25 protein-coding genes and 2 pseudogenes are annotated in these 24,709 nt (G+C 35.7%); 2 read left to right on the forward strand and 25 right to left on the reverse strand.

The window, feature by feature from the left end:
• Positions 1–132: 132 nt before the first annotated feature.
• The 11 genes from AC1TO4_RS18755 to AC1TO4_RS18805 all read right to left on the reverse strand — a co-directional run bounded on the left by AC1TO4_RS18755 (position 133) and on the right by AC1TO4_RS18805 (position 7,857).
• Positions 133–531: a hypothetical protein gene (locus AC1TO4_RS18755; RefSeq protein WP_482106545.1), complete on the reverse strand. Its 399-nt coding sequence runs from the start codon at positions 529–531 to the stop codon at positions 133–135.
• Between the two features lie 870 nt (positions 532–1,401).
• The gene (locus tag AC1TO4_RS18760; protein ID WP_482106546.1) at positions 1,402–1,695 is read right to left on the reverse strand and encodes a hypothetical protein; all 294 of its coding nucleotides are present in this window, start codon (positions 1,693–1,695) and stop codon (positions 1,402–1,404) included.
• Positions 1,696–1,799: 104 nt separating this feature from the next.
• Positions 1,800–2,105 (reverse strand): hypothetical protein, encoded by a 306-nt coding sequence (locus AC1TO4_RS18765; RefSeq protein ID WP_482106547.1) that lies wholly within the window; start codon positions 2,103–2,105, stop codon positions 1,800–1,802.
• Between the two features lie 146 nt (positions 2,106–2,251).
• The gene (locus tag AC1TO4_RS18770) at positions 2,252–2,488 is read right to left on the reverse strand and encodes a hypothetical protein (protein WP_482106548.1); all 237 of its coding nucleotides are present in this window, start codon (positions 2,486–2,488) and stop codon (positions 2,252–2,254) included.
• 679 nt (positions 2,489–3,167) lie between these two features.
• Complete coding sequence (locus AC1TO4_RS18775; protein WP_482106549.1) at positions 3,168–3,731, reverse strand: beta-class carbonic anhydrase; 564 nt, start codon at positions 3,729–3,731, stop codon at positions 3,168–3,170.
• Between the two features lie 772 nt (positions 3,732–4,503).
• Positions 4,504–4,944, reverse strand: coding sequence for a terpene synthase (locus tag AC1TO4_RS18780; RefSeq protein ID WP_482106550.1), 441 nt, complete (start codon positions 4,942–4,944; stop codon positions 4,504–4,506).
• A 386-nt stretch (positions 4,945–5,330) separates the two neighbouring features.
• A complete protein-coding gene (locus AC1TO4_RS18785; RefSeq protein ID WP_482106551.1) occupies positions 5,331–5,606 on the reverse strand; it encodes a DUF3986 family protein in 276 nt (91 codons plus the stop codon).
• Between the two features lie 528 nt (positions 5,607–6,134).
• Entirely contained in the window at positions 6,135–6,317 is a 183-nt protein-coding gene (locus AC1TO4_RS18790) for a hypothetical protein (RefSeq protein WP_482106552.1), read from the reverse strand.
• Positions 6,318–6,597: 280 nt separating this feature from the next.
• Positions 6,598–6,807, reverse strand: coding sequence for a helix-turn-helix transcriptional regulator (locus AC1TO4_RS18795; RefSeq protein ID WP_482106553.1), 210 nt, complete (start codon positions 6,805–6,807; stop codon positions 6,598–6,600).
• Between the two features lie 70 nt (positions 6,808–6,877).
• Entirely contained in the window at positions 6,878–7,126 is a 249-nt protein-coding gene (locus AC1TO4_RS18800; RefSeq protein WP_482106554.1) for a DUF6442 family protein, read from the reverse strand.
• 167 nt (positions 7,127–7,293) lie between these two features.
• Positions 7,294–7,857, reverse strand: a complete 564-nt coding sequence (locus AC1TO4_RS18805) for a recombinase family protein (RefSeq protein ID WP_482106555.1) — start codon at positions 7,855–7,857, stop codon at positions 7,294–7,296.
• 393 nt (positions 7,858–8,250) lie between these two features.
• Here AC1TO4_RS18805 and AC1TO4_RS18810 point away from each other — a divergent pair, with 393 nt between their 5' ends.
• Complete coding sequence (locus AC1TO4_RS18810; protein ID WP_482106556.1) at positions 8,251–9,390, forward strand: YsnF/AvaK domain-containing protein; 1,140 nt, start codon at positions 8,251–8,253, stop codon at positions 9,388–9,390.
• Between the two features lie 189 nt (positions 9,391–9,579).
• On the opposite strand, the gene AC1TO4_RS18815 is transcribed toward AC1TO4_RS18810, so the two are convergent.
• The 10 genes and pseudogenes from AC1TO4_RS18815 to AC1TO4_RS18860 all read right to left on the reverse strand — a co-directional run.
• Positions 9,580–9,744, reverse strand: a complete 165-nt coding sequence (locus AC1TO4_RS18815) for a site-specific integrase (RefSeq protein ID WP_482106557.1) — start codon at positions 9,742–9,744, stop codon at positions 9,580–9,582.
• Positions 9,745–10,237: 493 nt separating this feature from the next.
• Positions 10,238–11,230, reverse strand: coding sequence for a hypothetical protein (locus tag AC1TO4_RS18820; RefSeq protein WP_482106558.1), 993 nt, complete (start codon positions 11,228–11,230; stop codon positions 10,238–10,240).
• A gap of 726 nt (positions 11,231–11,956) precedes the next feature.
• Complete coding sequence (locus AC1TO4_RS18825; RefSeq protein ID WP_482106559.1) at positions 11,957–12,769, reverse strand: enoyl-CoA hydratase/isomerase family protein; 813 nt, start codon at positions 12,767–12,769, stop codon at positions 11,957–11,959.
• Between the two features lie 564 nt (positions 12,770–13,333).
• On the reverse strand, positions 13,334–14,269 hold the full coding sequence (locus AC1TO4_RS18830) for a beta-keto acid cleavage family enzyme (RefSeq protein WP_482106560.1): 936 nt from the start codon (positions 14,267–14,269) through the stop codon (positions 13,334–13,336).
• A gap of 97 nt (positions 14,270–14,366) precedes the next feature.
• Positions 14,367–15,437: an MBL fold metallo-hydrolase gene (locus AC1TO4_RS18835; RefSeq protein WP_482106561.1), complete on the reverse strand. Its 1,071-nt coding sequence runs from the start codon at positions 15,435–15,437 to the stop codon at positions 14,367–14,369.
• Positions 15,438–15,672: 235 nt separating this feature from the next.
• On the reverse strand, positions 15,673–16,557 hold the full coding sequence (locus AC1TO4_RS18840) for a VOC family protein (protein ID WP_482106562.1): 885 nt from the start codon (positions 16,555–16,557) through the stop codon (positions 15,673–15,675).
• A 216-nt stretch (positions 16,558–16,773) separates the two neighbouring features.
• Positions 16,774–18,357 (reverse strand): bifunctional 3-(3-hydroxy-phenyl)propionate/3-hydroxycinnamic acid hydroxylase MhpA, encoded by a 1,584-nt coding sequence (gene mhpA, locus AC1TO4_RS18845; RefSeq protein WP_482106563.1) that lies wholly within the window; start codon positions 18,355–18,357, stop codon positions 16,774–16,776.
• 157 nt (positions 18,358–18,514) lie between these two features.
• Positions 18,515–19,492: a fumarylacetoacetate hydrolase family protein gene (locus AC1TO4_RS18850; RefSeq protein WP_482106564.1), complete on the reverse strand. Its 978-nt coding sequence runs from the start codon at positions 19,490–19,492 to the stop codon at positions 18,515–18,517.
• Positions 19,493–19,537: 45 nt separating this feature from the next.
• Positions 19,538–19,984 (reverse strand): FadR/GntR family transcriptional regulator, encoded by a 447-nt coding sequence (locus AC1TO4_RS18855; RefSeq protein WP_482106568.1) that lies wholly within the window; start codon positions 19,982–19,984, stop codon positions 19,538–19,540.
• Positions 19,985–20,077: 93 nt separating this feature from the next.
• Positions 20,078–20,242: pseudogene (locus AC1TO4_RS18860) on the reverse strand (FadR/GntR family transcriptional regulator); the annotation flags it as partial.
• Positions 20,243–20,791: 549 nt separating this feature from the next.
• Here AC1TO4_RS18860 and AC1TO4_RS18865 point away from each other — a divergent pair.
• Positions 20,792–21,488: pseudogene (locus AC1TO4_RS18865) on the forward strand (oligoribonuclease); the annotation flags it as partial.
• Between the two features lie 133 nt (positions 21,489–21,621).
• Here AC1TO4_RS18865 and AC1TO4_RS18870 read toward each other — a convergent pair.
• From AC1TO4_RS18870 to AC1TO4_RS18885, 4 genes are all read right to left on the reverse strand, one after another.
• Entirely contained in the window at positions 21,622–21,822 is a 201-nt protein-coding gene (locus AC1TO4_RS18870) for a hypothetical protein (protein ID WP_482106565.1), read from the reverse strand.
• A gap of 723 nt (positions 21,823–22,545) precedes the next feature.
• Entirely contained in the window at positions 22,546–22,986 is a 441-nt protein-coding gene (locus tag AC1TO4_RS18875) for an ASCH domain-containing protein (protein WP_482106566.1), read from the reverse strand.
• 171 nt (positions 22,987–23,157) lie between these two features.
• Positions 23,158–23,595, reverse strand: a complete 438-nt coding sequence (locus tag AC1TO4_RS18880) for a GNAT family N-acetyltransferase (RefSeq protein WP_482106567.1) — start codon at positions 23,593–23,595, stop codon at positions 23,158–23,160.
• A gap of 709 nt (positions 23,596–24,304) precedes the next feature.
• Complete coding sequence (locus tag AC1TO4_RS18885; protein ID WP_482106569.1) at positions 24,305–24,676, reverse strand: GNAT family N-acetyltransferase; 372 nt, start codon at positions 24,674–24,676, stop codon at positions 24,305–24,307.
• Positions 24,677–24,709: the final 33 nt, after the last annotated feature.

Here is a 24,709-nt window from a genome sequence, read left to right on the forward strand (position 1 = left end):
TCCCACGCACCCGTACGTCCTACCATGGCTACTGATATATTAAATCCTATAAAAATAAGGTCAACCAGTAAAAACTGGTTAACCTTATAATACGAAGTACCCGTTAGCGAAAGAAGAAAATGGACTGTTTAATTAGTTTAATGGAAAGTCTTCCTTCATTTCATATAATTCAAAATAATCCTCTTTAATAACAATAGAGATAATAGTATTTCCTTTTCTAAAAAAGTGGGCTTGCCCCATTTGTTCTTCTTTCAACTCTTCCCAACCCCAAATATTAATTTCTTCAAAATAATCACTGGGTGGATAAAGTCCTTGTTCTCCTCCAATATTTTTCAAGCTATATTTTTCACCCTTTTTTATATAAGGATTGTCAAATTGTGCTTCGCTTGATTCAGCATTAGCAGGAACAGGAAAATCTTCATTTATTCCTGATTTTTTATAACTTGTAATTTCATCATAGGAAGATGAACAACCGACCAAACACAACAACAATAAGCATATTATACATAATCCAGCTTTGTTAAAATTCATAATTCCCCCCTAAGACAATATTTGTATTTCTTTTACTTTAATATCTTGATAAAATTGTACCTGATATTGGAATCTTATTGAACTAACCTGCGTCGTTAGTTGAACAAGAAATTAGATTCGCTAAATGAGATCAATCTTGTATACGCCATGCACACGAGGTTAACATAACGCCAGTTCACGGAAGTATTTGGCTCTATTTCAATAAGAATCGGCTGCCCTGTAAAGGCAGCCGATTCTTAAACTAAGCACCCGTTAGTAAAATAAGGTAACCATATCAGCCCCTTGGTCGCCCTACAGCACAAGCATAACCGCGTATACTACTAACGCAGCGTAGACTGTTCAGTCTCAGAGCGATAAGGTTTTGGGTTAAAAAATATTTTACTAGAACGTAACTATTCATATTTTTTTATTTAACTGAATATTATTGCACATGTTTACTGAAAATGCTATTTTTATAGTAAGAATCTCAAATGTTTTTAACTTACGTAGAGGGTGTGTGAGTAATGGAAAAGAAAAAAACTATCAATACTGCGGAGGCTATTTTGCTCGTAAGTTCTTTTTTTATGTTCATGTATATCGGCGTAAATGTGGTTTTAATAAATGATATTTCGCATTTTTTTGAAAGAGATTCACTTTGGTTTATATTGCCGTTGATTACATTCGTTTTGGCGATACATTCATTTATTAAAAGATAGTAGTATTATAGAGTATTGAAATTATAGGGTGATCATCACATGCACGGAAGTGCCAGTTTGGTGCCAGCTACAAATATATATAAAGTAAATGATAATGCCATGTAAAGGCAGCCGATTCATAAACTAAAGCGCCCTTTTCTTGAATAAACAATAGGGATTATTCTAGCTGTTATTGTTAGACGATATTGTTGTTCTCTTTTTTTCCGAAGAGTAGGGATGTGAAATAAGTAAGTATAGCTGTTAGTAGACCTGCACCAAAGAGTATGCTTCCAGCAATTACAAAGTTGTTTTTATAAGTTTCAACAACCATGTCGTATTCGCTAGTATCAGCGATACCATCTTCTTGGTTAAGAAGCCAAGAAGATCCTAGAGAAGTTCCAAATGAAATACTCGAAAACATCAAAACTAATCCTGCGATTGTTAATAAAGATGAAATAATACTTAATCCTTTAATATGTTCTTTTAACAATCGGATACCTCCTCTTCTTCGCTTCCGCTGCTGTTTTATCTCTTTTTCATTTTCTTTTTCTTTCAGTCCTTCTAACGGAAAATCAGTCGTTTTAACTCGATCTACTATCCCCACCACATAGCTAAAACAAATAATGACCAAAGGGAAGTCAGTAGACCTACAGCACAAATAACAAGGGTATATACACGAAATTCGTCTTTTTCAATTTTTTGCTTTTTAAAAGATATATACGATAATACAAGTGCAACTAAATACAAGAAAATACTTATTATTGTTAAGGCAGTTAAATAGTATATAGGGTATGTTTTCGCAATATTTTCATTCAAAAAATAAGAAATCCCCTGTCCAAATGCTCCTAATATTGTAGCTAAAATTGTACTTCCAAATATTAAAATATTAGTTTTCATCATCAATTTCACCTCCAATTAAAAATCAATAGTATAAAACTGAGCAAATCACCTCAAAATCTCTCAAAACGAATTCTAAAGAGAAATTGGCTGCCTTTACAGGGCAGCCGATTGTTCAACTAAAGCGCCCGATTCTGGAAAAGCAAAATTCAATTATCTAGTTTTTTTCTATCGGATTTGTCTTTAAGATTTAAAATAAAATCATACGCAAAAGCAACTAATAGACCACTCCAAAAAATAATACTCGGAGAAAAAAAGCCATTATTCGTTGATAAATAATAAAAATAGTTTATAGCTGCTATTAGCATATAAGTATAAAAACCAAGAATAGCTCCCTTTTTCCAGTTAAGTGATTCTTTTTTATTCATCGTCTTAAAAAACTTCATACAACTTCACTTCCCTTACTTTCGCAATCTGGCCCGATTGTTGAACACAAGTTTAGCAAGAAACTCGATTATCTCCATCCGCAAACCTTCGAATTGATCGCTAAACAATTTTGTATAGCCCATACACAACAGGTTAACATAACACCAAATATCAGCATGGTTGGGGCACCATATACGCTCTAAAATCGTGATAGCCGTTCACAGAACTACCATTTCCGCCAAAAGAACACTTCGAAAACTATAAGAGTAAAAATAACAACCACCCCGAATATCTCTATAGTTTCTTTCGGCAAATTGAAATAAAATACTATAGCCAAAAAAAGAATTACAACAATAACTAATTCCAAATAACCTTTCTTTCTTTCACTCATAAATTCCACCCCTAGACCAGCAATATCTAAAAAAGCTGCCATGTAAAGGCAGCCGATTCTTAAACTAAAGCACTCCTTAGTCAAATTTTACCACAAAAATTAAAGAATTATCAAAGTGTTCTGTCAGTTATTTTAAGAAGGAATACGATTGCTGAACGAGTTTGTTTATGCCATACACAGCAAGTTAACATAACGCCCGATGTGGGAAGTTAATTTAACATATTATCATTAAACTTCGTAACTGTTTTGTTCTTATCCGTAGTATGAGCCAAATAACAGGATATAAGAAAAACCCTACCTTCAACTAATTAGCGCTCATATCCATCTACTACTATATCTAATTTTCCTGTTTCCGGGCAGATGACAAGTCCATGAACACTAATATCCTTCGGGAACATCGGATGATTTTTGACCATCTTAACGCTTTGTTCGACGCTTTCTTCAACCATTTGAAATCCTGTTAACCAACTTTTGATATCAATACCTGCGTTAGTTAAGGTGTTTATGATTTCTTTATCTAATCCGGCTTGTTCACATTTTTCTAAGAAAGAATCAGGTTCTAGACCTTTCATCCCACAACCATGATGTCCAACGATGGCAACTTCCTTTGCTCCAAGTTCATAAATCGCAACTAGTATACTCCTCATCACACTTCCAAATGGGTGTGAAACGATCGCCCCCGCATTTTTGATAAGCTTTACATCGCCATTTTTAATGTTCATCGCTTGCGGCAATAATTCAACAAGTCGAGTATCCATACATGTGAGAATAACCATTTTTTTATTAGGAAATTTAGTCGTTTCGTATTTTTCATATTCCTTATTTTCAACGAACTGTTTATTGTATTCAAAAATCTCTGAAAGTAATGTCATTTAAATCCCTCCTAAATAGTTAAAAAAATTATTTCATATCTTTCTTTGATGTTCAATATACACCAATTAAACTTCTTTAATCATAAAGAGAACTTGGCTAGCACCAAAACTTCAGATACAGGGCCTAGTTCTCTTTTCATAGAATCTATAAAGATTTAATGGACCTTGAAGTTATATTTTCTTATATTGGAAGACAAGATTTAATGATCTTTTTAATGAATACGTTATACAAACCTAGTTAACATAACGCCAGTTCACGGAAGTAGTTAACTTCATTACTCAATAAGAAAAGCTACCATGAAAGGCAGCTAATACTTAAACTAAAGCACCCGTTAGTTTAATAATTAAGATATTAAAAGTATTCAACCTATCTATTGCGTTTTTTCTGTTCAAACAACTCAAGTAACCACATGGAAAATGTAATTAAAAATGAAATGGTGACTATTTCCAATACCCCGTTACTAAATAAAGAAAAAACAAAGTGCATTACCGATAGACTAACTAACATATATAAAAAGAACCAAAAATGTCTTAACACTTTTTCACCTCATTAACCTGCTAATGCAATAACAATAGCCGATAAGATAACTCTCGGTATTTTCAACATTTTCCTTCTCCACCACTAAATCCCTGTTTAAGTTCTTGTTTAATCATATCATTTTGAACTCTATTTTTGTTATAAAAATTGAAACACTTATTGAACTAACCTGCCCCGTTAGTTCAATAAGAAAAAAGAGTTGCCTAAGCAACCCATGCTTCAACTAAATTGACATTATTCTTGAGATAAATTTAACCAATTTTTTTCATCAATTGATTGGATTTTATACTTTGAACCAACTATATCTAACATTCTTTGATAATTTTTAACATCCCAAGAATCAACCACATGTTCATACAAGTCTTTTTGTATAAATTCTTGAGTAATATAGTTTGTAACAGAACTAATGTCAACTAATTCTCCAAAAAAATGTCTTAACATAATCGAATCCTCTTTTTCTAAAGGTTCATCTGATAGGAGATAAATTCTAAATACATTAACAATTACATTTATATCTTCGTCGTCTAAAAAACAAAGTGGCTCTAACTTCTTATCTTCTTCTGTAAAGGGTCCTCTAGTATCTTCAATAATGACATAAGCCAGCAATTTATTATCTTTAAAGAAACGAAAAACTTCTAAATCTCGTAATCTTAGTTTTCTATCGATTGAAATCATTTTTTTCACCTATCCAAATTAGAATTTATGACCTTCATTAATATCTATTCTTCAGTCTAAACAAATTACCATTCTGAACCTACAAAAAACAAACATTTTCTTCTTGAACTAATCTGCTTCGTTAGTTCAAGAAGGAATTCGATTTCTGAACGGGCTTGCATATTTTATACACACCAGGTTAACATAACGCCGGTTCACGGAAGTAGTTAACTTCATTACGCAATAAGAAAAGTTCGCCCTATAAAGGCAGCTAATTGTTAAACTAAAGCACCCAACCAGGAAGACATAGATGCATAAAGTAATATGTCTTCTAATAGCCAAAGGTTCTCCAACGAGGGAATAATAAAAAACCGAGAATACAATTATTCTCGGTTTTTTAAAAGAAATTATATTATATTTTCTTTTTCTAAAAAAAGTTTTAAATATAATCTGCCTTTTTGATCAGTCATCTCTTCTTCATTTAAATCATACTTACCAACAAGTGTTCCAAACTTACTAGTTGATGGGTATGAGCTTTCTGAAAGAGTTATATGATAAAAATCATTTTCAAAAAATAAACACCAAGTATTTTGATCCCTTACCTTGAAGAAAACCCCTTCATAATCACAATTGTTATCATAATAACCTACATGTAAATGATATCTTTCATCGAAATTAAACATTAAATCCACCATACTTTCATTATAATCTTTTAAAATTTAATAACATGATGGGTTTTAAGATTTGGGGGAACATGATAATGTAGATATGATTTTCCACCGTGCTTAACTGGCCTACAGACCCTTTAGAGGGTCAAGCTCAAGTTAAAGGTCTAGGGCTTGAACAGCAGCGTCCATATCGTCCTGTGTGATGCCAATATACCGTAAAGTGACGCTCTCGGAACTGTGATTGAACATTTTCATCAAAAGCGTAATATTCGTCCCTCTTTTGATTTGATGATAACCAAACGTTTTTGTGTCCCGATATTTTCAAGTCCTAATTCTTCTGCTGCGTCACTCATAATTTGCCACGCTTGCACCCTGCCAATCGGTTGATTAACCCCTTTTCTGCTTTTAAATAAAAATTCATTTGGATCGCCCTGGTAATGATTTTACACATAAATTTCAATTGCTTTTTTAACCCCTTTTGAAAGGCAGCCGGATCTTAAACAATCGCACCCGATTGACAAGCAAAACGGAGAGATTCAAAAACTATTTTCGAAACTTATCAGGATTTTCAATCCTTGTAGAAACAACCTCTCCACAATTTAAGCAGAAGGTAAATATCTTATTAGATCCTAGTGATATCTTCTTGTCTAATGGTCTAACTGCTATAAAATCGGTACCTTCACCAAATTCAGTACCGTGACATTCAGGACATTCGTTTTTATTCATTCGTGACATCTCCTTTATATTTAAATATAGAACCTCACTGATTGGCTCGATTGAAGCATAATTATTGTTCGTTTTTCGCACCCGATTGCTGAACAGCTCTCACACAAATAGATCAGTTTGATTGTATTCTTCCATATGTCCAATATACACCACTAGTTAACGTAAGTCCTGTTCACGGAAGTATTCTTCCCTTTTAATTCAAGGCTCTATTATGCTTAAATGTTGAGTTTTTAAAATTTATTAGGCGTATTCGAAATGAAACTCGAATACGCCTATTAAATCATTCAAAATAGAAAAGTTCTTCAAATTTTTTATCCAATGCGATACATAAAATCAATGCTAATTTTGCAGTTGGATTAAATTGACCTGTTTCAATTGAACTAATCGTTTGTCGAGACACACCAACTAATTTTGCTAACTCTATTTGTGATAAGTTTTTTTGAGCTCTTGTAACTTTCAAATTATTTTTAAGGATTAATTCTTCATTCATAATCACAATACCTCGATGATATAGAATATAATTAAACCGATTGTTATTAATCCATAAATAATCCCTGATGTTAAATAGAATTTTTTTCTGGAATACAACGATATTTGTAAATAGAGATAATGGTTAAATGAGCAGTTAAAATTGAAAGAATATCAGTGACTGGTTGATTGTTTGTCACTTTAAAAATGATATATAAAATAATTAGGATTGTAATCCCTGTAAAGCCAATTAATCCAGATTCACTATCTACATTCCCTTCCCTTTCATCCATATATTTATTTTCTTTTCTACTTTTGGCCAATATTTCATTTTTGTCCATAATTTAATCACCCCATCAAAAATGTACAAAGGTAAATTCTTAACCAAAATAGTCACCCCCATATCATCCTGTGTGATGCCAATATACCGTAAAGTGACGTTCACGGAAGTAGTTAACTCCATTACGCAATAAGAAAAAGCTACCATGAAAGGCAGCCATTACTTAAACTAAAGCAACCCTTTAGTTACTTCTCTTTTGGCACGGATTAGTGTGCTTTTAGAAATCCCTGTAATTTCTTCCACTTGCGTATAGGAATTTTTTTCTAATAGCTGTAAAGCGTGTGCTACTTGCTTTTTAGTGAATTTCTTCGGTCTACCTTCACGAAAATCAGGATTCTGCTTCGCAATTGCTTTCCCCTCTGCTAATCGTTCAACTATCATATCCCTGTCAAATTCCGCAATGGCTGATAACATTCTTAAAATTAATCTACCCATTGATGTATCTTCTACAAGTCCCATATTTAATATGTGAACCTTGATTCCTTTTAAAAGCAATTCTTTGATTAGATTTACCCCATCTTCTGCCGATCTTGCAAAACGGTCTAGCTTCGTAACTACCAATGTATCCCCTTTTTTCAGCAATGAAAGTAACTCTACAAATTGGGGGCGATCCGCTTTAGTTCCAGTGAATTTTTCGGAATAGATTTTGTCACAACCTTCACTTTCCAATGTCTGCAGCTGTAACTCTAAATCTTGTGATGCTGTACTTACGCGACCATAACCATATTTCATATGTATTTACCCCTTTTTTCGCGGTCTACTTATGATTATTAGTTATGACACCGCTTGGTACCTTGATATTACTACATTCCAAAACGGTGTCAATACTTAAGGTTTTGACACTACTACAATATAAAAGAATAGGTGAACTTATAGGGTACAGAAACTCCCCCCTCTCTACTTATAATTTAATTTACTAACCCGAATCTTTTATACAATAGAAATACTAACCGTTTTTTTATTTCAAGTTTAGTTATAGAAATGAGCGTATTTCCGGCTAAATATTGTAAATTATTAATCTATTCATTTTTTAGTTGTTTCAAGTGAAGATCTCTCGGGTAGATATATACTACATGTGAATGTTATTACTTTTCATATGTAGTATATTTTGGAAGGATGATAAATATGGAAAAACGAATTGTTGGGAGCTTTAATTCAGATGAAGAAGTCTTGTATGCAATTGAAGGATTGAAACGTCAGGGGCATCGTGATACAGATATCATGGTGGTAGCAGAAAATAAAAGTGCCATTCCATTAGTCACTTCCCGCACCGGAGTCATGGTAGAAGCAGATCAACAAGTGAGTACTATAGCAGGTGTTATGATGAACAGCTATTTTTCCATGTTGTCAGCAGGAATGGGCCGCACACAGGATAATACCCTGTCCAGCAGGCTAATTGAAAGGGGCCTGCCAAAATATACAGCAAAACAGTGCGAAGAGGAAATAAATAAGGGGAAAATAATGTTGCTGGTTGATACGAATACAACTTACGACAGTCCTGTCTATAAAACACAATATGAAACTGAAAACTCAAGAGCAGTCCGACTCCATGAAGAACAGCTTGAAATTACAAAAGAGAATGTCCAAGTTGGAGAATTACAGCTCCGTAAAGAAGTAGTGGAAGAACAGAGAACCGTTCATGTTCCACTATTTCGAGAAGAAGTATATGTAGAGCGACGTCCTGTCATAGATGGAAAGTTTGATGGCAGCCCGTTTGGAGAGGATGAAATTATTCGAATCCCCATTATGGAAGAAAGAATAGAGGTAACGAAAAGAGCTGTAATTGTTGAAGAGGTAATTATAGGAAAGAGAAAAATTCAAGAAACAAAACAGGTACAGGATACCATTAGAAAAGAAGAAGCTCGGATTGAGCGTTCTGTTCCTTCGGCAATCGCAGCAGGGAAACTAGTTAACCAAGACACAGTTGGCCACGCTGAAGATATTACAGTAAGCCCAAATATTTTAATCGTGGAAGGCAATCCCGATATCGATAGCATAATGGCAGAGGTCAAAAAGGAAGAAACACGCCAAAAACAGACAGGCTCCCTCGCTGTACAAGGAGAGAAAAACAAACCAGAATCAGCTGTCAATAAAAAGGACGAGGAAAGCGGGACACTAACAGTTTCTCTCAGTAAGGAAAGTAAAAGTTCTGCACCAATTTCAGCAGCTACTGTAAAAAAGGAAGAAGCATTCCTCAACAAAGAAATTTCCTCAATCGATGAGGAAATTAAAAATAATAAAAATCAAATAAAAAAGAAAAAATAATAATACTCAGTAATAGGTTTGGAAAGGCTATGCGGTCCTTAGATATTATACAAAAAAAGGCTGATTTCAAAGTTCACTTAAAGGTGACCTTTTGATGTCAGCCTTTTTCAGAGGAGCTAAATATATATATCTCTGACTATTGGGTTTCCTTTTTTATTTATCGTCGTTTCTATAGCCCTTCTTTGTAACTCAATGCTTATAGGATATATATTCTCGTATACGGTGCAACTTAGTGAATGAAACACCTTTTGATTCATCGAACCATTTTAAATATCCATTAACGGATTGAGTGTATCCTTTGATGGTATTTTCACTTAAATTGCTAGAAGCTAAATACTCTTGGAAATACCCCATCGAAACATCATCTCCTATAAATTATGTTGCATTAATTATCGAATTCATTTCATAAACTATGTTGCATAATAGCCTGAATCATATCTAATAAAACTCAAAAATACAACATAATTGATATTATGTTGTAAAAAGAAAACGCTGACTGTTTTGCTGTTAGCGTTTCGATATATCAATGTAGAATCTAAGGTAAAATGTTGAAAACGATTAGATGAAACTCGATGAATTAAGGAAAAGTAAAAACCCTTGATTACCAAGAATTTTTACACTGTTTGAAGTCATATGATTTCTAGGTATGGAGACGGTGGGAGTCGAACCCGCCTCCAAAAACTTACATATTTAGGTAAATATACTTGCAAATGTTGACTATCCACTACGCTAAAAACAAATCGCATTTTTTTAAACTGTCATAAAAGTTTCTTGCACAGGTATGCAATATTCAAAAAAGACATGCATGGCTAAACCAGCATGTCCGCATCCTATCCATTTGCCTACCTTACTTTTTATCGCCCTTCCTTTTAAACTTTTGCCAAAACCTTTTTTTGCCTTTATGATCATCAAGAAAAACCCAAATAGAGAATGCACTCACAGCAATCATACCAATATAAACAGACAATTCCCAGTATGTAAATAACAGAAGGTAATCCCATATAGAATTCCCTCGAACAAACACATCATACGAATCGGCATTTCGATAGCTAATCGGTAGTTTGTCTCCTATGCCATATTGCGGATAGGTGTGTCGCGTTACGTCTTTGGCCATTTCAATCGTTCTGCCCGTATGATCTTTATAAGAGATGGTTAATTCCCGAATTGAGTCTTCGTATTTCCGATAGGTCGTATACTCGAATCGGTCAACGACTGTAGCTTCCGTTTTTGTCTTTCCGAATGGCTGCACTGTTCGTATCAGGTTTACTACAAAACTTTTGGCAATGAATAGAAAAATTGCAATGACAATACCTGCATTTCTCCAAGCCCTTTGTCTCGAATCTACTTTTTTCTTTCGTTTCTTTTTCCTCATTCTTTTCCTTTTTTCAAATCGCTCAGAAGATATCTTCTCTTCTAAGCGCTCCAATGCAGGAATGGATAAGAAAAAGGCCACGAGTATACAGAAAGCCATAAACCCAAAAACAAAAATAGCAATCAAGTAATAGAGGCCATCAATGAGTATATCGCGCAGTGTCGAAAATGTTGTAGCACCTGTCAAATAACCATTAATCGTATCGCCAATTTCAATGTTCTCTATCTGACTTTTGGAAACACGGTTGCGATATTTAATCTCTTCTCCGCCGGCAAGTTCGACCCAAACAAAATAGGTAGGAGGGGTGAATAACCCTTTGCTTGCTGTTTTTTCAATGACTGTCGCTTCTGCTGATCGAATTGAAGCTAAATCGTACTCATTCAGATAAGAATCGATCATTATCCAAGTGAAAAGGCTGAAAAATAAGCCCAGAACTAAAAGCCCAGCTAATTCTTTGATGTTTGTCATAATTTCCTCCATAACCATCCTTCCACCACCATATCAAACAGACGTTAAAATACAACCATAAAAAAACTACCAGCAAATGCTCTGATGGCAGGTTATTGCAATCGGCTCTGCACCTGAACAAATAATGTTACGTGCTGCTTCCGTTCTAATGAAGATATTAAAATCTACCTTGTAACATAAAGATAGGTTTTATTAAGTTATTGGACACAGAATAATGAACAGGGTTTTGTAACATCTATAACACCAACTTGTTTCCACTGTTTCAATCAATTTTTAAAATTCCTTCTTTCTTCAACGATTTGGCCCGATTGTTGAACACAAGTTAAACAACACTCTTTGGTATGTTCCCAGCATATTTGTTATTTCAAAAGTATTAATCAAAAGTAAAGAGCTAAAGTCGGAGACACCATATTGAAATATAGATGCATCCTTTTTCTTTTTAGTTGCACCTTTCTTGGACGGACCTCTAACCCACGCTTCACCGCTTTTTTCCACTCTTCGACGTTCCAAGTTTCACATTATACTATTTAGCTAATGCCGAAAGCGTTATTTTTGTTATTTCACACTCTTTCTGAATCTCTTCCCAATTAGGCACTTCACCGTCCTTCTCCTTTATTTTAAGGCAAAGAAAAAAACACCTTTGCAGGCATTTTTTTCTTCGTCATCGCTTGCTCATCTCAAATTGTTCTAAAAGTGCATTGAATTTCTCTCTATGTTTCCAAAACATTAGATGACCGTCGCGTATTTGAGAAAGTCCGCTTGGCGTTTTTCTAGGAATGAGGAGATTCCTTCTTTCCCCTCATCGCTTTTTGCTCTATTAGCTATCGCTAAAGACTCTTTACTCATTTGAGACTCCAATGTTTCCTGTAAGGAATGATAGAGTAATTCTTTCGTTGCCCCATAAGCCTGAATCGGCCCTCTCGCCAACTTTTCAGCCAACTCAAGGACAACTGGCATGAGATCTTCTTCTGCAACTACCTTATTGACAATTCCCAATTCATTCGCCTCTTGTGCATCTAACGCCCGATTTGTATACATTAACTCTATGGAACGCTTTACTCCAACAAGACGTGGTAGAAAATAACTTATGGACCCGTCCGGTGTTAAACCGACTTGATTGTAAGCCGTTACAAATTTTGATTTCTCGGAAGCATATGTCAGATCACACGCACATGCCATACTCATTCCTGCACCGGCCGCCACTCCGTTTACGGCACCAATTAACGGTTTATTCATTCGAACCAAACTGGATATGGATTGATGTAAATACGCTGTCACACTTTTCAGATGTGCGCTAATCGCTTCACCTTTTTCCGCAAAACTTTTTAAATCTCCGCCAAATGAGAAACTCTTTCCCGCTCCCGTAAGAACAACAGCACGGATTTCTTCACTTTCTGAGCAAAAAATCGAAACGTCCATCAACTCTTTTGCCATTTGAGCATCTAACGCATTTCCTACTTCTGGTCGATTTAATGTGATAATCCCAACATTATTTTCAATTGTTAATGTAACCGTATTGTTTTCCAATTGTGCCCCCATTTAAATCACCTTCCGTTTTCTCTAACTCTCTTTATTTTCTATCTTATTCGTTTGCTACATTCTCCAAAATAAACGCAATGCCTTGTCCACCACCGATACAAAGTAAAACTGTAGTTGAAGGCTTCAGTATCATTGTTGTACCGCCTGGTGAAAGTGAAGCGAAGCTTGTCGTTTCCGCGAAGGCTCTACGATTTCCACCTGTAGCATTGCTTTTAGAATTTCACGAGGTGCATCATCCACATTATTATAGCGCCCTATTAGTAGTTAAATCCATTAGGTCAAGTATTGTCACTATACAAGTTGAAATAAAAATTCCTTTCAAATCCGCTACGGCGCTCGGGGATGCCTCCCGCCCTAAGCCAAGCAGCTTCGCCACCAGTCTTAGGGCTTCGGCTACCCCTTGTAGGGCGCCTTCGCTCAGTTAATATAGGTATTCATTTGTTCAACATATATAGATAATAATCTTTTTACCTATACAAATTTATATTAATATTTTGTATTTAAAAGAGGTTACTCATTAACTTCTGATCAATTGGTACCCCAAACTATAAATGATTTACATTTTTATATAGTAACAACCGATTGTTTAAGCCCTAAATTTTCTCTTGCTTCATCAGGTGTCATTGGTTCATAGTCGAATTCTTTCATGATACGGACCATTTTTTCTACTAATTCAGCATTATTTTTCGCTTTGACTCCTTTACTCAAGTATAAGTTATCTTCCATACCTACACGCACATGTCCACCTAAAAACAAGTTTTGTGTACAAATCGGGAACTCTTGTCTTCCTGCACCGAATGCAGACCATTCATAGCCATTTTCACCGAATAAACGATCGGCTGTTTGTTTCATATTCATTAGTTCGTATTCATTAGCAGCAATCGCACCATTAATGCCCATAACAAATTGTAGGAACGGTTTCCCTTCAAGCAATCCATTTTTTTGCATAAATTTAACATTGTATATGTGACCAACATCATAGCATTCTAATTCAGGTTTTGTGCCATTATCTCTAAAGATTTTCAACAAACCTTCGATATCTTCGAAATTGTTGGTGAATACTTGACCCTTCGTACTTTCTAGGTATTCTCTTTCCCAATCAAATTTAAATTTTTTATAACGCTCACCTAAAGGGAATAGACCCCAGTTGATCGAACCACAATTCATGGAAGCAAGTTCAGGTTTAAATTCAGGAATTACAGCACCTCTTTGTTCAATTGTCATTCCCAATCCGCCGCCGGTTGTTATACAGATGATAACGTCTTTATTCACCGCTCTAATTTTCTCAATAATTTTTCTATATAAGTTCAGGTCGGATGACGGTTTACCACTTTCAGGGTTTCTTGCATGGATATGCACACTAGCAGCACCAGCATTAGCTGCATCAATTGCATTTTGAGCGATTTCATCAGGTGTGATTGGTAGATACTCTGACATTGTTGGTATATGGATTGACCCTGTAATAGACGCACTAATTATTCTTTTAGATTTCTTTGTCATTTGTATTCCTCCTGGTAAAATAAGATACTATGTTTTAAAATAACTTCCCCTTTTAACAAAACATCACGTAGTACATTTTAAAACTAAGATTTTTTTCTTATTTCTTCGGTTTTATTATTTTTATCTCATCGCCAATTTCAAAAGCCATTAAATCTTCTCCAACAACTATTTCGCCATCAAAGATTTTTTTAGTTCTTTCGACTAGTTGCGCATCTTCTTCTGAAACTAGAAGAGCAAGATGGGTGTAAGCAGCAAGTTTTGGTTGTACTTGTTTAAATACCTCTCCAGCCTGCTCTGGTGTTGTATGATAGGCCTCGATATTTTTAATCGCTTCTGATTTGTAGTCTTCCCCTTCACGTTTAACCACAACAACTTCATGGATGAGCAAATCGGTTCCACTAGCGTATTTGATTAAGTTCTCACTAAATGTAGTGTCCCCAGAGATCACAACCGAATGACCATTATAATTAATTCTAAATCCAAATGCCGGTTCCATAGGACCATGATCTACTTCAAAAGCAATCACTTCCACACCGTCATTCTCATATACGACGCCTTCTTCAAACTCATTTACAGTTGCTTCTATTGTAGCGCCTTCAACTCTATTTCTTACGTCTATATCAGCCTTATATGAAGAGATGGTGTGATTGACCCAATCCTCTGTTCCTTTAGGTCCCCAAACCTGAAGATTATTTTCTCTATTCCCTCTAGGATCAGGTACAGCAGCGCCAGTAATTAATAAATCGTCAAATCCCATTATATGATCGTGATGTAAATGCGTAACAAACAACTTGTCAATCATTCCTGGAGAAACACCCATTGCATTCAGTCGAAGCGTCGAGCCCCTCCCCACATCAAAGAGCAATTTTTCTCCACCAACTTCAACTAAGGTTGAATTACTAAAACGCTCCATTGATAATAGAGGCGATCCAGTTCCAAGTAGAGTTACTTTGAAATCTGCGTTACTTTCCTTATCTATATCGTTTTCTCCCATAGAACTAGCGGCCTCATCGTTGGTCTCTTTCGTTTTTGCGGACGCTTTTAATTCATTTTCAGTTCCCACAGATGATTCGGAGGATACAGATTGGTTCGTTCCCCCGCTACAACCCGCTAGAAGTCCAATCAAAAATAATAAACAAAATGTAAGGAAAACGAATTGCTTTTTCAAATGTAATAACCCCTCTCAAACTATTAATTAAATGGTTTAACTATTTATCAGTCTTTCCTCTGATTAGCACATATGACTGCTAATGGTGAATAATGTCTTTTGGAAAATAGTTCAACAGTGCAACTAACTTTTATTTATTCATCACAAGGGTGTCAGGCACACCAAAAATGTCGTTTCGGAATGCCTGACACCGCACGTTTATTGCTTTACAAACATAAGAACCATTCCTATGTTTTTATACTTTAGCCAAATCTACTTCGAACTCTGTTCCCCAAGCACTTAGGGATTCCCATGTCTTTGGTCTAACTGGTAATTCCTCATGCCATGGACGAGGCTCGAAAATACCCAACTCTGGAATAAGCACATCCAAATCCGTATACAATTCAATCACATTTTGATCTGGATCATGATGATAAGTGGCAATATTATGACCAGCTGTATGACGGGATGGACCCCAAAGGATTGATCGGCCATGCTTCGCCAATATATCCGAACTCGCATATTGATGACTGGCATCTTTTAATTGGAAAGCAATATGATGCAGGCGTGTCTCATTGGATGCCACGATATTGAGAACATGATGATCAAGATTACATGTTAAAAAGTTAGCAAATTCCTCACCAATTTTATCTGTAAATGTAAATCCTAAAACTTCTTGATAAAATTGTAATGTCTTTGCATAATTATCTGCATAGAAGGCAATATGTCCTAATTTAAATGGAACAATCCCTGATGAACTATAACCAGGCGCTGGTTGCTCCATCTCTATAAATAATTCGAGGGTGTTTCCTGCTGGATCCTGTAATTCGATGAATTCTGAAATACCCGGTTTTACGTCTACTTTTAAGGTAGATTCTATACCTTGTACATGTAATTGATGTTGGACTTCCTCCAAGCTCAATTGACCATCTAATTGATAACCATAACGATTCATTCCTGTTTGATTTGATGGTGTAATCACGATATTATGGTGGTCGAGTCCGTTACTCAAATACGTTATACCGTCTACACCATCTGTAATACGATAACCCATCGTATTCGTATAGTATTCCGTTAAAACTTCTGGCTCCTGAGAATAGAAATCGGCATACGCTAATCGAAAGACTTTTAATTTTGACATCCTATTTTCCTCCTAAATGATTTTAATATTTATTTATAAAGTTCTACGAAAGTTGTTTTCTAACATTTTTCCTAAAATCATGCTACTATAGGCTATAGCTTACCCAAGCTAGTTCATGTCCTTATCGTTATCGATTAGCCCGCGAAGCCAATCAATAATGAATTTTTGAGGTTCATGCCCTATGAAACAGTAGCTGCATTTCTATTTAGGTTTAACCTAAATAGCAGCTGCTGTACTCATAAAATTTTTCAGTTTTAGGGATAAATCTTCCACAAGTTCCGATAAATTTTCAACAGAAGAAGTACTTCCGAAAATATAAAAATCAGGTCGTACAAGTACAGCTTCTACTCCCTTTTCTTTAAAAAACTGACCATATTTCCCTTCGATATCAATGATTGCATTCGACTCCGTTGTTTCATTATCCGAAATCTCAATAAATTCTGCACCGATTTTTTCCATAAAATTAATTTGTTCTTGGTTTAAAGCCTTCCTTGGATTTGCAACTGTACTGATGATCGTCCATCCCTGATGACCTACGATATCATCAAACAATCCCGTCTTTCCTTGATATTTCACCTGGCTTTGAAAAGATAGCTCCCCGGCCAAATTGTCACTTCTACGTTCTTCTGGTTGGTATAAAATACCCTCCGTTAGAATTGGAAAATCAGGCATTGGAGGCATATCTCCAGATAAGAACGCTGCATCCCTTTTTTCAGCTTCTACTGGATCCGAAACGCATATCACCTTTCCTAGAAACAAAGCAGCTTCAACAACCTCTTGGTTATGTGGTTTACGCTCTTTCGTATATTCTTCCAGAATAGAGTCATCCGCTTTTCCACTTAAAATCAGATCAAGCTTCCAAGCTAAATTCTTTGAATCACGTAGCCCCGAACACAAACCTTGTCCCATGAATGGCGGAGTTAAGTGCGCTGCGTCACCAGCTAATATCAACCTTCCTTTTCTCCATTCATCTACCCATTGCGCCTTAAAGGTATAAACAGCATGTCGTTCCAATATAGAATTTTCCGGATTTAAATCCCACGGTTCTAATAAACGCCAGGCCACTTCTTCTTTGTTTAGGTCTTCCTTTTTTTCACCAGGAAGAGCCATGAATTCCCAGCGTCTTCTGCCAGGTCCACCTGAAGCAACTGTAGTAGGGCGTGCTGGATCACATATTTGCAAATTCATGGGTGACCATACTCTTTCTACTTTTGGAATGATATCCACTACTAGAAAGTCAGAAACAAAACCAAGATTGGTAATGGTATGCGCCATATTTTCCCGAACAAAACTATTGGCACCATCACAACCGACAACATATTGAGCATTTATGGTCGTTTCCTCTCCATCTTGATCTTTTACGACCAACTCGACATGGTCATCGAATTCCGTCAAACCAACGGCCTCACTGCCATAATTCACGCTGACCATTTCGTTATTGCGGCATGCAGTATCCATTAATGCTTCGATTTCCGGTTGACTAAATAACATATGTCCAGGCCATCCAGAAACTCCATATTGGCTCCAATCAATTTGCAAAAGCGTTTGTTGGTTAGCATTCACCCACTCATAATAATCTGTCGCCACAACAGTATTTCTCTCGATTTCACTTGAAGGTATGATCGATTGTAAAATTCGAGCAATTTCATCATCAAAATGTATGGCTCTTGGGAGTGGATAGGTTTCTGGGTACTTTTCATGAACACTTACTTTCCATCCTTTTTGCCCAAGTAACGTAGCTAATAGCTTCGAAACTGGACCATAACCAACAATCGCAACATCCACATTCTTTTGCTTCATACTTCATCCTCCCATTCATCTATTTTTTAAAAACGCCTCTGTGAAAGCGCATACATTTATGGTTTTATATCGATTCTATTTTAGTGAGCCGGGAATCAATGCGTTGGAATTTACTTAATTGATAAGTAAATTCCAACTTTAAGCATCCAATCCCTGATTATGAAACTGTAACTTTACTTGGTACCACTTTGTTTACTTGTTCACCCAGGTCAATCGTTCCATCTGTACTTTTGATTTGCAGACGAATCACATCGCCGTCTTGAAGATAATTTTTAATCTTCAGTTGGCTTTCGAGTAGGATATTGCTTTTCTCTTGATTAGACACAGTAAAATTAGCAACTTTTCCAAGTTGCTCAGGAGTTAGATGTAAGGCAACTCCGCCAGTAGTACCCGTAATGACCAGATCACCTTTTGATAAATCCATAATCTCGGATAATTCCGTTAAGGTTTCTGCAGGTTTAAAGATTAGTTGGCTAGTGTTTGTAGATTGGCGTAACTCATCATTTACCCACAGTTTTAATTCTAGATCGTGAATGAGTGGTGTTTCTTCTTTATCTAGTAAATAGAGGTAAGGTCCAGTCGGTCCAAATGTACGGTAGCTTTTCCCTTTTAGCCATTGTCCTTCCAACAGTTGTACATCACGAGCAGACACATCATCAAAAATAACAAGTCCGGCTACATATTGATGAAGATTTTCGTCTGTTACTTCAACTGCATTCGAAATCTCTGTTCCAATCACTAATCCTAGTTCGATTTCATAGTCTAATAGTTGAACATGAGACGGACGAACAATCTCTGTGTATGCACCACATAATGAACTATCTGCTTTACTAAAGATCATGTTAAATGGAGGTCTGGATGCTTCAAGTCCTGATTCAGCACGGTGTGTAGAATAATTGGCACCTTGACACACAATTCTTGCTGGCTTCGTGACAGGGCTTAAAAGGGTTACATCATTTAATGAAACAGATTCACCCGTTCCTTGTTCTTTTAAGTTTCTTGCTTCTTCTACTCCTTCTTCTAAAAAATCCGCTAGTGTGCCATAAGAATCTTTTAAAACAAGAATTTGATCCCCTTCTACAACTCCCCATCTTTCTTCATTGCCTTTTTCAAATCTTACAATTTGTAATCCCATCTTTATTTCCCCTCTCCGTATCGTTTTTTTATTGAATAATAAATCTTAATTATAAGAATGACTATTGTATATGTTTTCTAAAATCCTTTTTACGCGCAGAATTAAATCTTCCATTTTTTCTCTCGCTAATTGCTCATCTCGAGCCATGATCGCATCATAAATCAATCGATGCCGATCTAGAACTTCAATTGTCGGCGTGTCATAAGGCGATTCTGGATATTCCTTAGCTACCTGTATTGTTTTTTCACGACTGATGATAAGTGCTTTACGTAACACTCGAATGGTATTCATCATGATATGGTTGTAGGAAGCTTGCAAGATACTTTCATGAAAATCAAAGTCTGCACTCGCCCAAGCTTTTTCATCACCAATTGATTGTTCAAGCCTTTGAAACGCGTTTGTTAGATTGTATAAATCTTGATCTGTTGCCCTTTTTGCTGCCAGTCCAGCAGCAACAGGCTCAAGACCTAATCTAACTTCTGTTAAATGCAATATTAAATCCGTATTGTTCTCGTCTTCAAGGACCCAAGTTAATACATCAATATCCCAAAATTGCCAATCCGAACGTGGTAGTACCGCCGTACCTGCTCTTTGATTTGACTTTATGAGTCCCATGGCTGATAAACTTTTAAGAGATTCGCGAACCACAGTACGGCTTACACCATATATTTCACTCAAATCTTCTACTTTTGGCAATATCTCACCAGGAATAATCTCACCAATTGCTATTTTTCTCCCTAACTCAGAGACTAATTGCTCGGTTCTATTTTTCTTAAAGGTAAATCCCCCCTATCCTCACTACGTAATAAGTGGAAATCACGTAAAGGAATCGCTTTCAATAACCCGGTTTTCAACACCAACTTTCAAACGCAATAAGTATTACTTATCTGAATAATACAATAAACCATATTTATTGCATAGTCAACATATTTTAAAGAAACTTCAGAAATTTCTGCAAAGGGTGGTCACTTCACACTCCCATTAAGTTAATGACGCATAAGGGGCATTTCACTTTCCGAAGAATAACTGATTTGCAACTTAACGCCCGAGCGTTCGCCATGATAGAATGCCCAATGGAGGCGGGATTTTCTTACAGTAATTGTGGTGGAATCGACGATTAAAAGCTTGTTTAGAATCATAATGTTCATCGGGTCTCCCGATTGCATTTTGACACGATAGAATCAAACAGTTTTTTCATAAATTCAAAATTAGTTGTCCCGATTTTTTAAGGCTATTGGTCGGTGACTGTGGTCATGCCCCACAAAATTTGACCATACTGTTTTTCGAGGAGTGTAGGATATGTATAAATTATTGTCCCATAATGATTTAGATGGTGTTGGATGTGGTATTTTAGCAAAGATTACTTTTGGAAAACAGGTCAAAGTGCGGTACAATTCCGTTTCCGGTTTGGATCGGGAAGTGGAATGGTTTTTGGAGAAAGATGATAAGGATACATTTTTGTTTATCACGGATTTGTCGGTAAAAGAGGAAAATGAGAAGAGACTTGATACGTTTTATCAGGATGGGGTTAGGTGCACCATAAAACTGCGCTGCACTTTAATGAGTACGAGCAGGGCCATGTCAAGGTGGAAGACGACGAAGGAAAATTAACTTCAGCGACTTCACTATTTTATGAATACCTAGTGACACAACAACTCATGGAACCATCGGACGCTATAGCTGAATTTGTCGAACTCGTCAGGCAGTATGATACATAGGAATGGGAGAAAAATGACAATCATCATGCGCAGCGGCTCAATACCCTCCTTTTCTGATAACAATTGAGGGATTTGAAGAAAAAATGATCAGTCGACTTCATTCAAACGAACATTTTCACTTCGATGGATTCAAAAAGAAAATACTGGATATGGAAGAAGGTAAAATCAAACGTTATATTCACCGGAAGAGGCGAGAACTCGTCCAGACGCAAGCGGGCGACCATTTTGCCGGAATCGTCTATGCGGAATCCTATCATTCAGAGCTTAACAGCCACTTACTCCCTAAGCTTATCTTCGGAAATTCTTCCTCGTATAAAAGGTGGGTTACAATCGTATTCCTTGCTGAAAGAGCTTTACCTTCAGAAAACAGATGAGCATCTACCAGCTTTTCTAGATCAATTTCTATGTTAATCAATTTTCATCAGCTACCCATTCATTCAACCATTCAATTTCCTCTTGCTGTAAATTCTGTTCTTCCTTCGTTTCACTATCTACTACATGGTGCCAATTTTCTTCAACCCATTCTAAGTGGGCTTCCCACTCACGCATTACTTTAACTGCCTTTTCTGTTTCTAATTGCTGTCTAGTTTTGAATGGTATTATTTTCGCCATACTTACCACCTCTTCCGATTTATTATGTTCCTTCTATAATAGAGGTTTCAACCGAAAGAATCAAAAAAGTCCAAACTATTTAGTCTGGACAATCTCGATATTACATCTAATTTTAGTTTCTTATATTTTTATTCCTTCTTTCAGTAACGCACCCGTTAGTTTAAGAAGAACAGCGACGCTATTTAACAATCGCGCCCTTTTGTTGAAGATAAACGTTCAATAATTAGATAAAAAGTGCCAAAATCTTTGGTATCCAAAATATAGGGATATAGAAATTATTAAACCTACAGCTATTGAAGAGGTAGCTAATACTATAACTTGCTAGTATTTATTTCTCCTTTTTTGTAGACTATCCTAAACACTGTGTTTAGTTTGAAAACTGTCATAAAAATAATTAATGTCGCACAAATACTTACTAATACAACTGCCATAACAACCCTCTTTCAATTCTGAATTCTCTAAAAAACCTTTATTAATGATCCTGCCCGTTAACTTAATACAATTATTTCAAATCCTCATCATTTACACAATACGTTTTTCCAGATAATGGACCGATTGTTGAACATAAGTTAAACAACACTCTTCAATTAACCTGCCCCGTTAGTTCAATAAGAAAAAAAGCTTTCTAAGAAGCCCCTGTTGTTCGACTAAAGTACCCGTTAGTTGAATAGCTGTCCTAATATGAACTAATCTACCCAAAGACTCTAAAGTAATTTAACTACTTTATTTTGGATATACTTTTTTAAACCGTTCGCATACAACTAACATATTTGGTGAGAATTCTTTATCGTATTCTTTTAATAATTCGGTAAAGAACTTTTCATGTGCATCCCACCAAAACCGATAATCCCCTTCACCTTCTGCTAAAGCGAATTCTTTTGTTACCTCATTCATCGGAACAACTTCAACAGATTGAATTTGAATGACTGCGACTGGTTCTTCCTCACCACTTAGAACAATATAATATTCACCAGCTTGAGGTATAGCTTCTTTTTCTAACTCGTAAAATACAAAACCTGAAGTTGTCGCTGTCTTTTTTCCCTCAACAACTAAATCAGCTAACCAATCAGCCGAAGCCCCAAATTGAAATGCATCTTTATATTCGGTCCCTTCCTTTTGATTTGCTACACAAAAATCATTCCAATATTGTTGTACCTTATCCATACATAACCATCCTTTAACAATATTTCTTTATTGAACTAAACTGCCCCTTTAGTTGAAGAAGAAAAGGGTGCTTAACCCCTAATTGAAGTTATCTTCTTAGACTAAACTGCCAGTTAGTAAAAATCCGCCTCTACTTGTTGTAGAAACGCACCCGTTATTTGAATATCGTACTTATTTTAAAGATGTTTTAAACACATAACTTACTTTGTCATAATTCATCCTATCTTCATAAAAACGGTGTGCATCTGTACGCTGTAACCCTGAGGATAGGGCAACACTTTCATACTTATTTTCTTTTGCCCATTCATGAACATATGTAAGTAATTTTTCACCGTATCCTTTTGATCGTATATTAATGTCCGTAACCAAGTCACAAACCCAAACAAATCTTCCATAATATAGTGTTGTCATTGGCTTAAACCCAGTAACCGCCACAATTTTATCATCTTCAAATAAAGCCAACATTTTATATCTATCTACTTCTTGTGCTTCCAGTACTAATTCAATATAAGTACTTTCATCAAGATGAGTTCGTAACTGCTTCATAATTGGGAATGCTTCAATAATCTCATTACGAAATTTAAGTTCTTTAATTGTTAAAGTATTCAAAGTTGAAACACCTTTTCGAATTTTATATAAATTAATCCTATCATATTTTCTTGTTGAACTAAACTGCGCCGTTTGTTTAATAAGTTGTTAACGCACAATTAGCTGACATTATATTGAAATGAGGAAGGCAAGTCTTACAGGTGTTACATGTCGGAGAAGCCTTTTAAGAAAAAGTATTAGATTATGAGCATGTCTAGTAATAAACAGATATAATCCGACCAGTGAAAGTATTATACCTACGTAAAATGGCCAAGGATTATCTTCTTTTTCTTTGTCAAAAGTAAAAAAGGTAACTATGCAAAAGATAAGAGTAATAACAGGAATAAAGCCATATCGGTCTCAAAATGTGAACGCAATTCCACCCATTATCAATCCTATAAGACCATAAGGATTTTGAGTTGTTTTTCTGCCTATGTATTCTTTGTCATCATCGGATAAGCCCTCGTTTCTATCCCCCCATATGTCGAAGACTTTCATTCTATTTAGGAATTCGATTGTTTTTTAAATGCCTTCATAAAACGCACCTGCTTTCCCGTTAATCCAGCCTCTATCATTTAATTGCGATCTTTCGCAATCTGGCCCGATTGTTGAACACAAGTTAAACAACACTCTTCAACTAACCCGCTTCGTTAGTTCAATAAGAAAAGCATTACTGTTATTTCACTAAAGCACACGTCAGTTGAGTAAAAAATTATAGTTTAAAATCGAATTACAATGTTTTCCTAAAGGAATAACACCATTTGTCATATTCTAATCTATCTTCATAAAATCGGTGTGCATCACTTCTTTGTAAACCTGACTCTAAAGCTACATACTCTGCCCCATTTTCAATAGCCCAATCATGTATGTACTTTAACAATTTCTCTCCATAACCAAATGACCGTTGAGACACATCAGTTACTAAATCATAAATGAAAATATGACGCTTATTATAAAAGTTAATTCTCCAACTTAATCCAACTAATGAAACTATTTCATCTTCAACGTACATTGCGAATAGCTTGTATCCATCTTTATTCATATCTTGAAGTAACTCTATGTATGTTTCTTCTGTTAAATCAGTTCTTAATTGTTTCATAATAGGAAAAGCATCTAACCACTGCTTGGTATTTGT

The sequence above is a fragment of the Sporosarcina sp. Y838 genome, assembly GCF_056786515.1.

Bases quoted from the DNA above. Each gene is read 5' to 3' on its own strand.
- AC1TO4_RS18755 (WP_482106545.1), bottom strand. From the start codon at position 531: ATGAATTTTAACAAAGCTGGATTATGTATAATATGCTTATTGTTGTTG.
- AC1TO4_RS18765 (WP_482106547.1), bottom strand. From the start codon at position 2,105: ATGATGAAAACTAATATTTTAATATTTGGAAGTACAATTTTAGCTACA.
- AC1TO4_RS18770 (WP_482106548.1), bottom strand. From the start codon at position 2,488: ATGAAGTTTTTTAAGACGATGAATAAAAAAGAATCACTTAACTGGAAA.
- AC1TO4_RS18775 (WP_482106549.1), bottom strand. From the start codon at position 3,731: ATGACATTACTTTCAGAGATTTTTGAATACAATAAACAGTTCGTTGAA.
- AC1TO4_RS18780 (WP_482106550.1), bottom strand. From the start codon at position 4,944: ATGATTTCAATCGATAGAAAACTAAGATTACGAGATTTAGAAGTTTTT.
- AC1TO4_RS18785 (WP_482106551.1), bottom strand. From the start codon at position 5,606: ATGTTTAATTTCGATGAAAGATATCATTTACATGTAGGTTATTATGAT.
- AC1TO4_RS18790 (WP_482106552.1), bottom strand. From the start codon at position 6,317: ATGAATAAAAACGAATGTCCTGAATGTCACGGTACTGAATTTGGTGAA.
- AC1TO4_RS18795 (WP_482106553.1), bottom strand. From the start codon at position 6,807: ATGAATGAAGAATTAATCCTTAAAAATAATTTGAAAGTTACAAGAGCT.
- AC1TO4_RS18800 (WP_482106554.1), bottom strand. From the start codon at position 7,126: ATGGACAAAAATGAAATATTGGCCAAAAGTAGAAAAGAAAATAAATAT.
- AC1TO4_RS18805 (WP_482106555.1), bottom strand. From the start codon at position 7,857: ATGAAATATGGTTATGGTCGCGTAAGTACAGCATCACAAGATTTAGAG.
- AC1TO4_RS18810 (WP_482106556.1), top strand. From the start codon at position 8,251: ATGGAAAAACGAATTGTTGGGAGCTTTAATTCAGATGAAGAAGTCTTG.
- AC1TO4_RS18815 (WP_482106557.1), bottom strand. From the start codon at position 9,744: ATGGGGTATTTCCAAGAGTATTTAGCTTCTAGCAATTTAAGTGAAAAT.
- AC1TO4_RS18820 (WP_482106558.1), bottom strand. From the start codon at position 11,230: ATGACAAACATCAAAGAATTAGCTGGGCTTTTAGTTCTGGGCTTATTT.
- AC1TO4_RS18825 (WP_482106559.1), bottom strand. From the start codon at position 12,769: ATGGGGGCACAATTGGAAAACAATACGGTTACATTAACAATTGAAAAT.
- AC1TO4_RS18830 (WP_482106560.1), bottom strand. From the start codon at position 14,269: ATGACAAAGAAATCTAAAAGAATAATTAGTGCGTCTATTACAGGGTCA.
- AC1TO4_RS18840 (WP_482106562.1), bottom strand. From the start codon at position 16,557: ATGTCAAAATTAAAAGTCTTTCGATTAGCGTATGCCGATTTCTATTCT.
- mhpA (WP_482106563.1), bottom strand. From the start codon at position 18,357: ATGAAGCAAAAGAATGTGGATGTTGCGATTGTTGGTTATGGTCCAGTT.
- AC1TO4_RS18850 (WP_482106564.1), bottom strand. From the start codon at position 19,492: ATGGGATTACAAATTGTAAGATTTGAAAAAGGCAATGAAGAAAGATGG.
- AC1TO4_RS18870 (WP_482106565.1), bottom strand. From the start codon at position 21,822: ATGGCGAAAATAATACCATTCAAAACTAGACAGCAATTAGAAACAGAA.
- AC1TO4_RS18875 (WP_482106566.1), bottom strand. From the start codon at position 22,986: ATGGATAAGGTACAACAATATTGGAATGATTTTTGTGTAGCAAATCAA.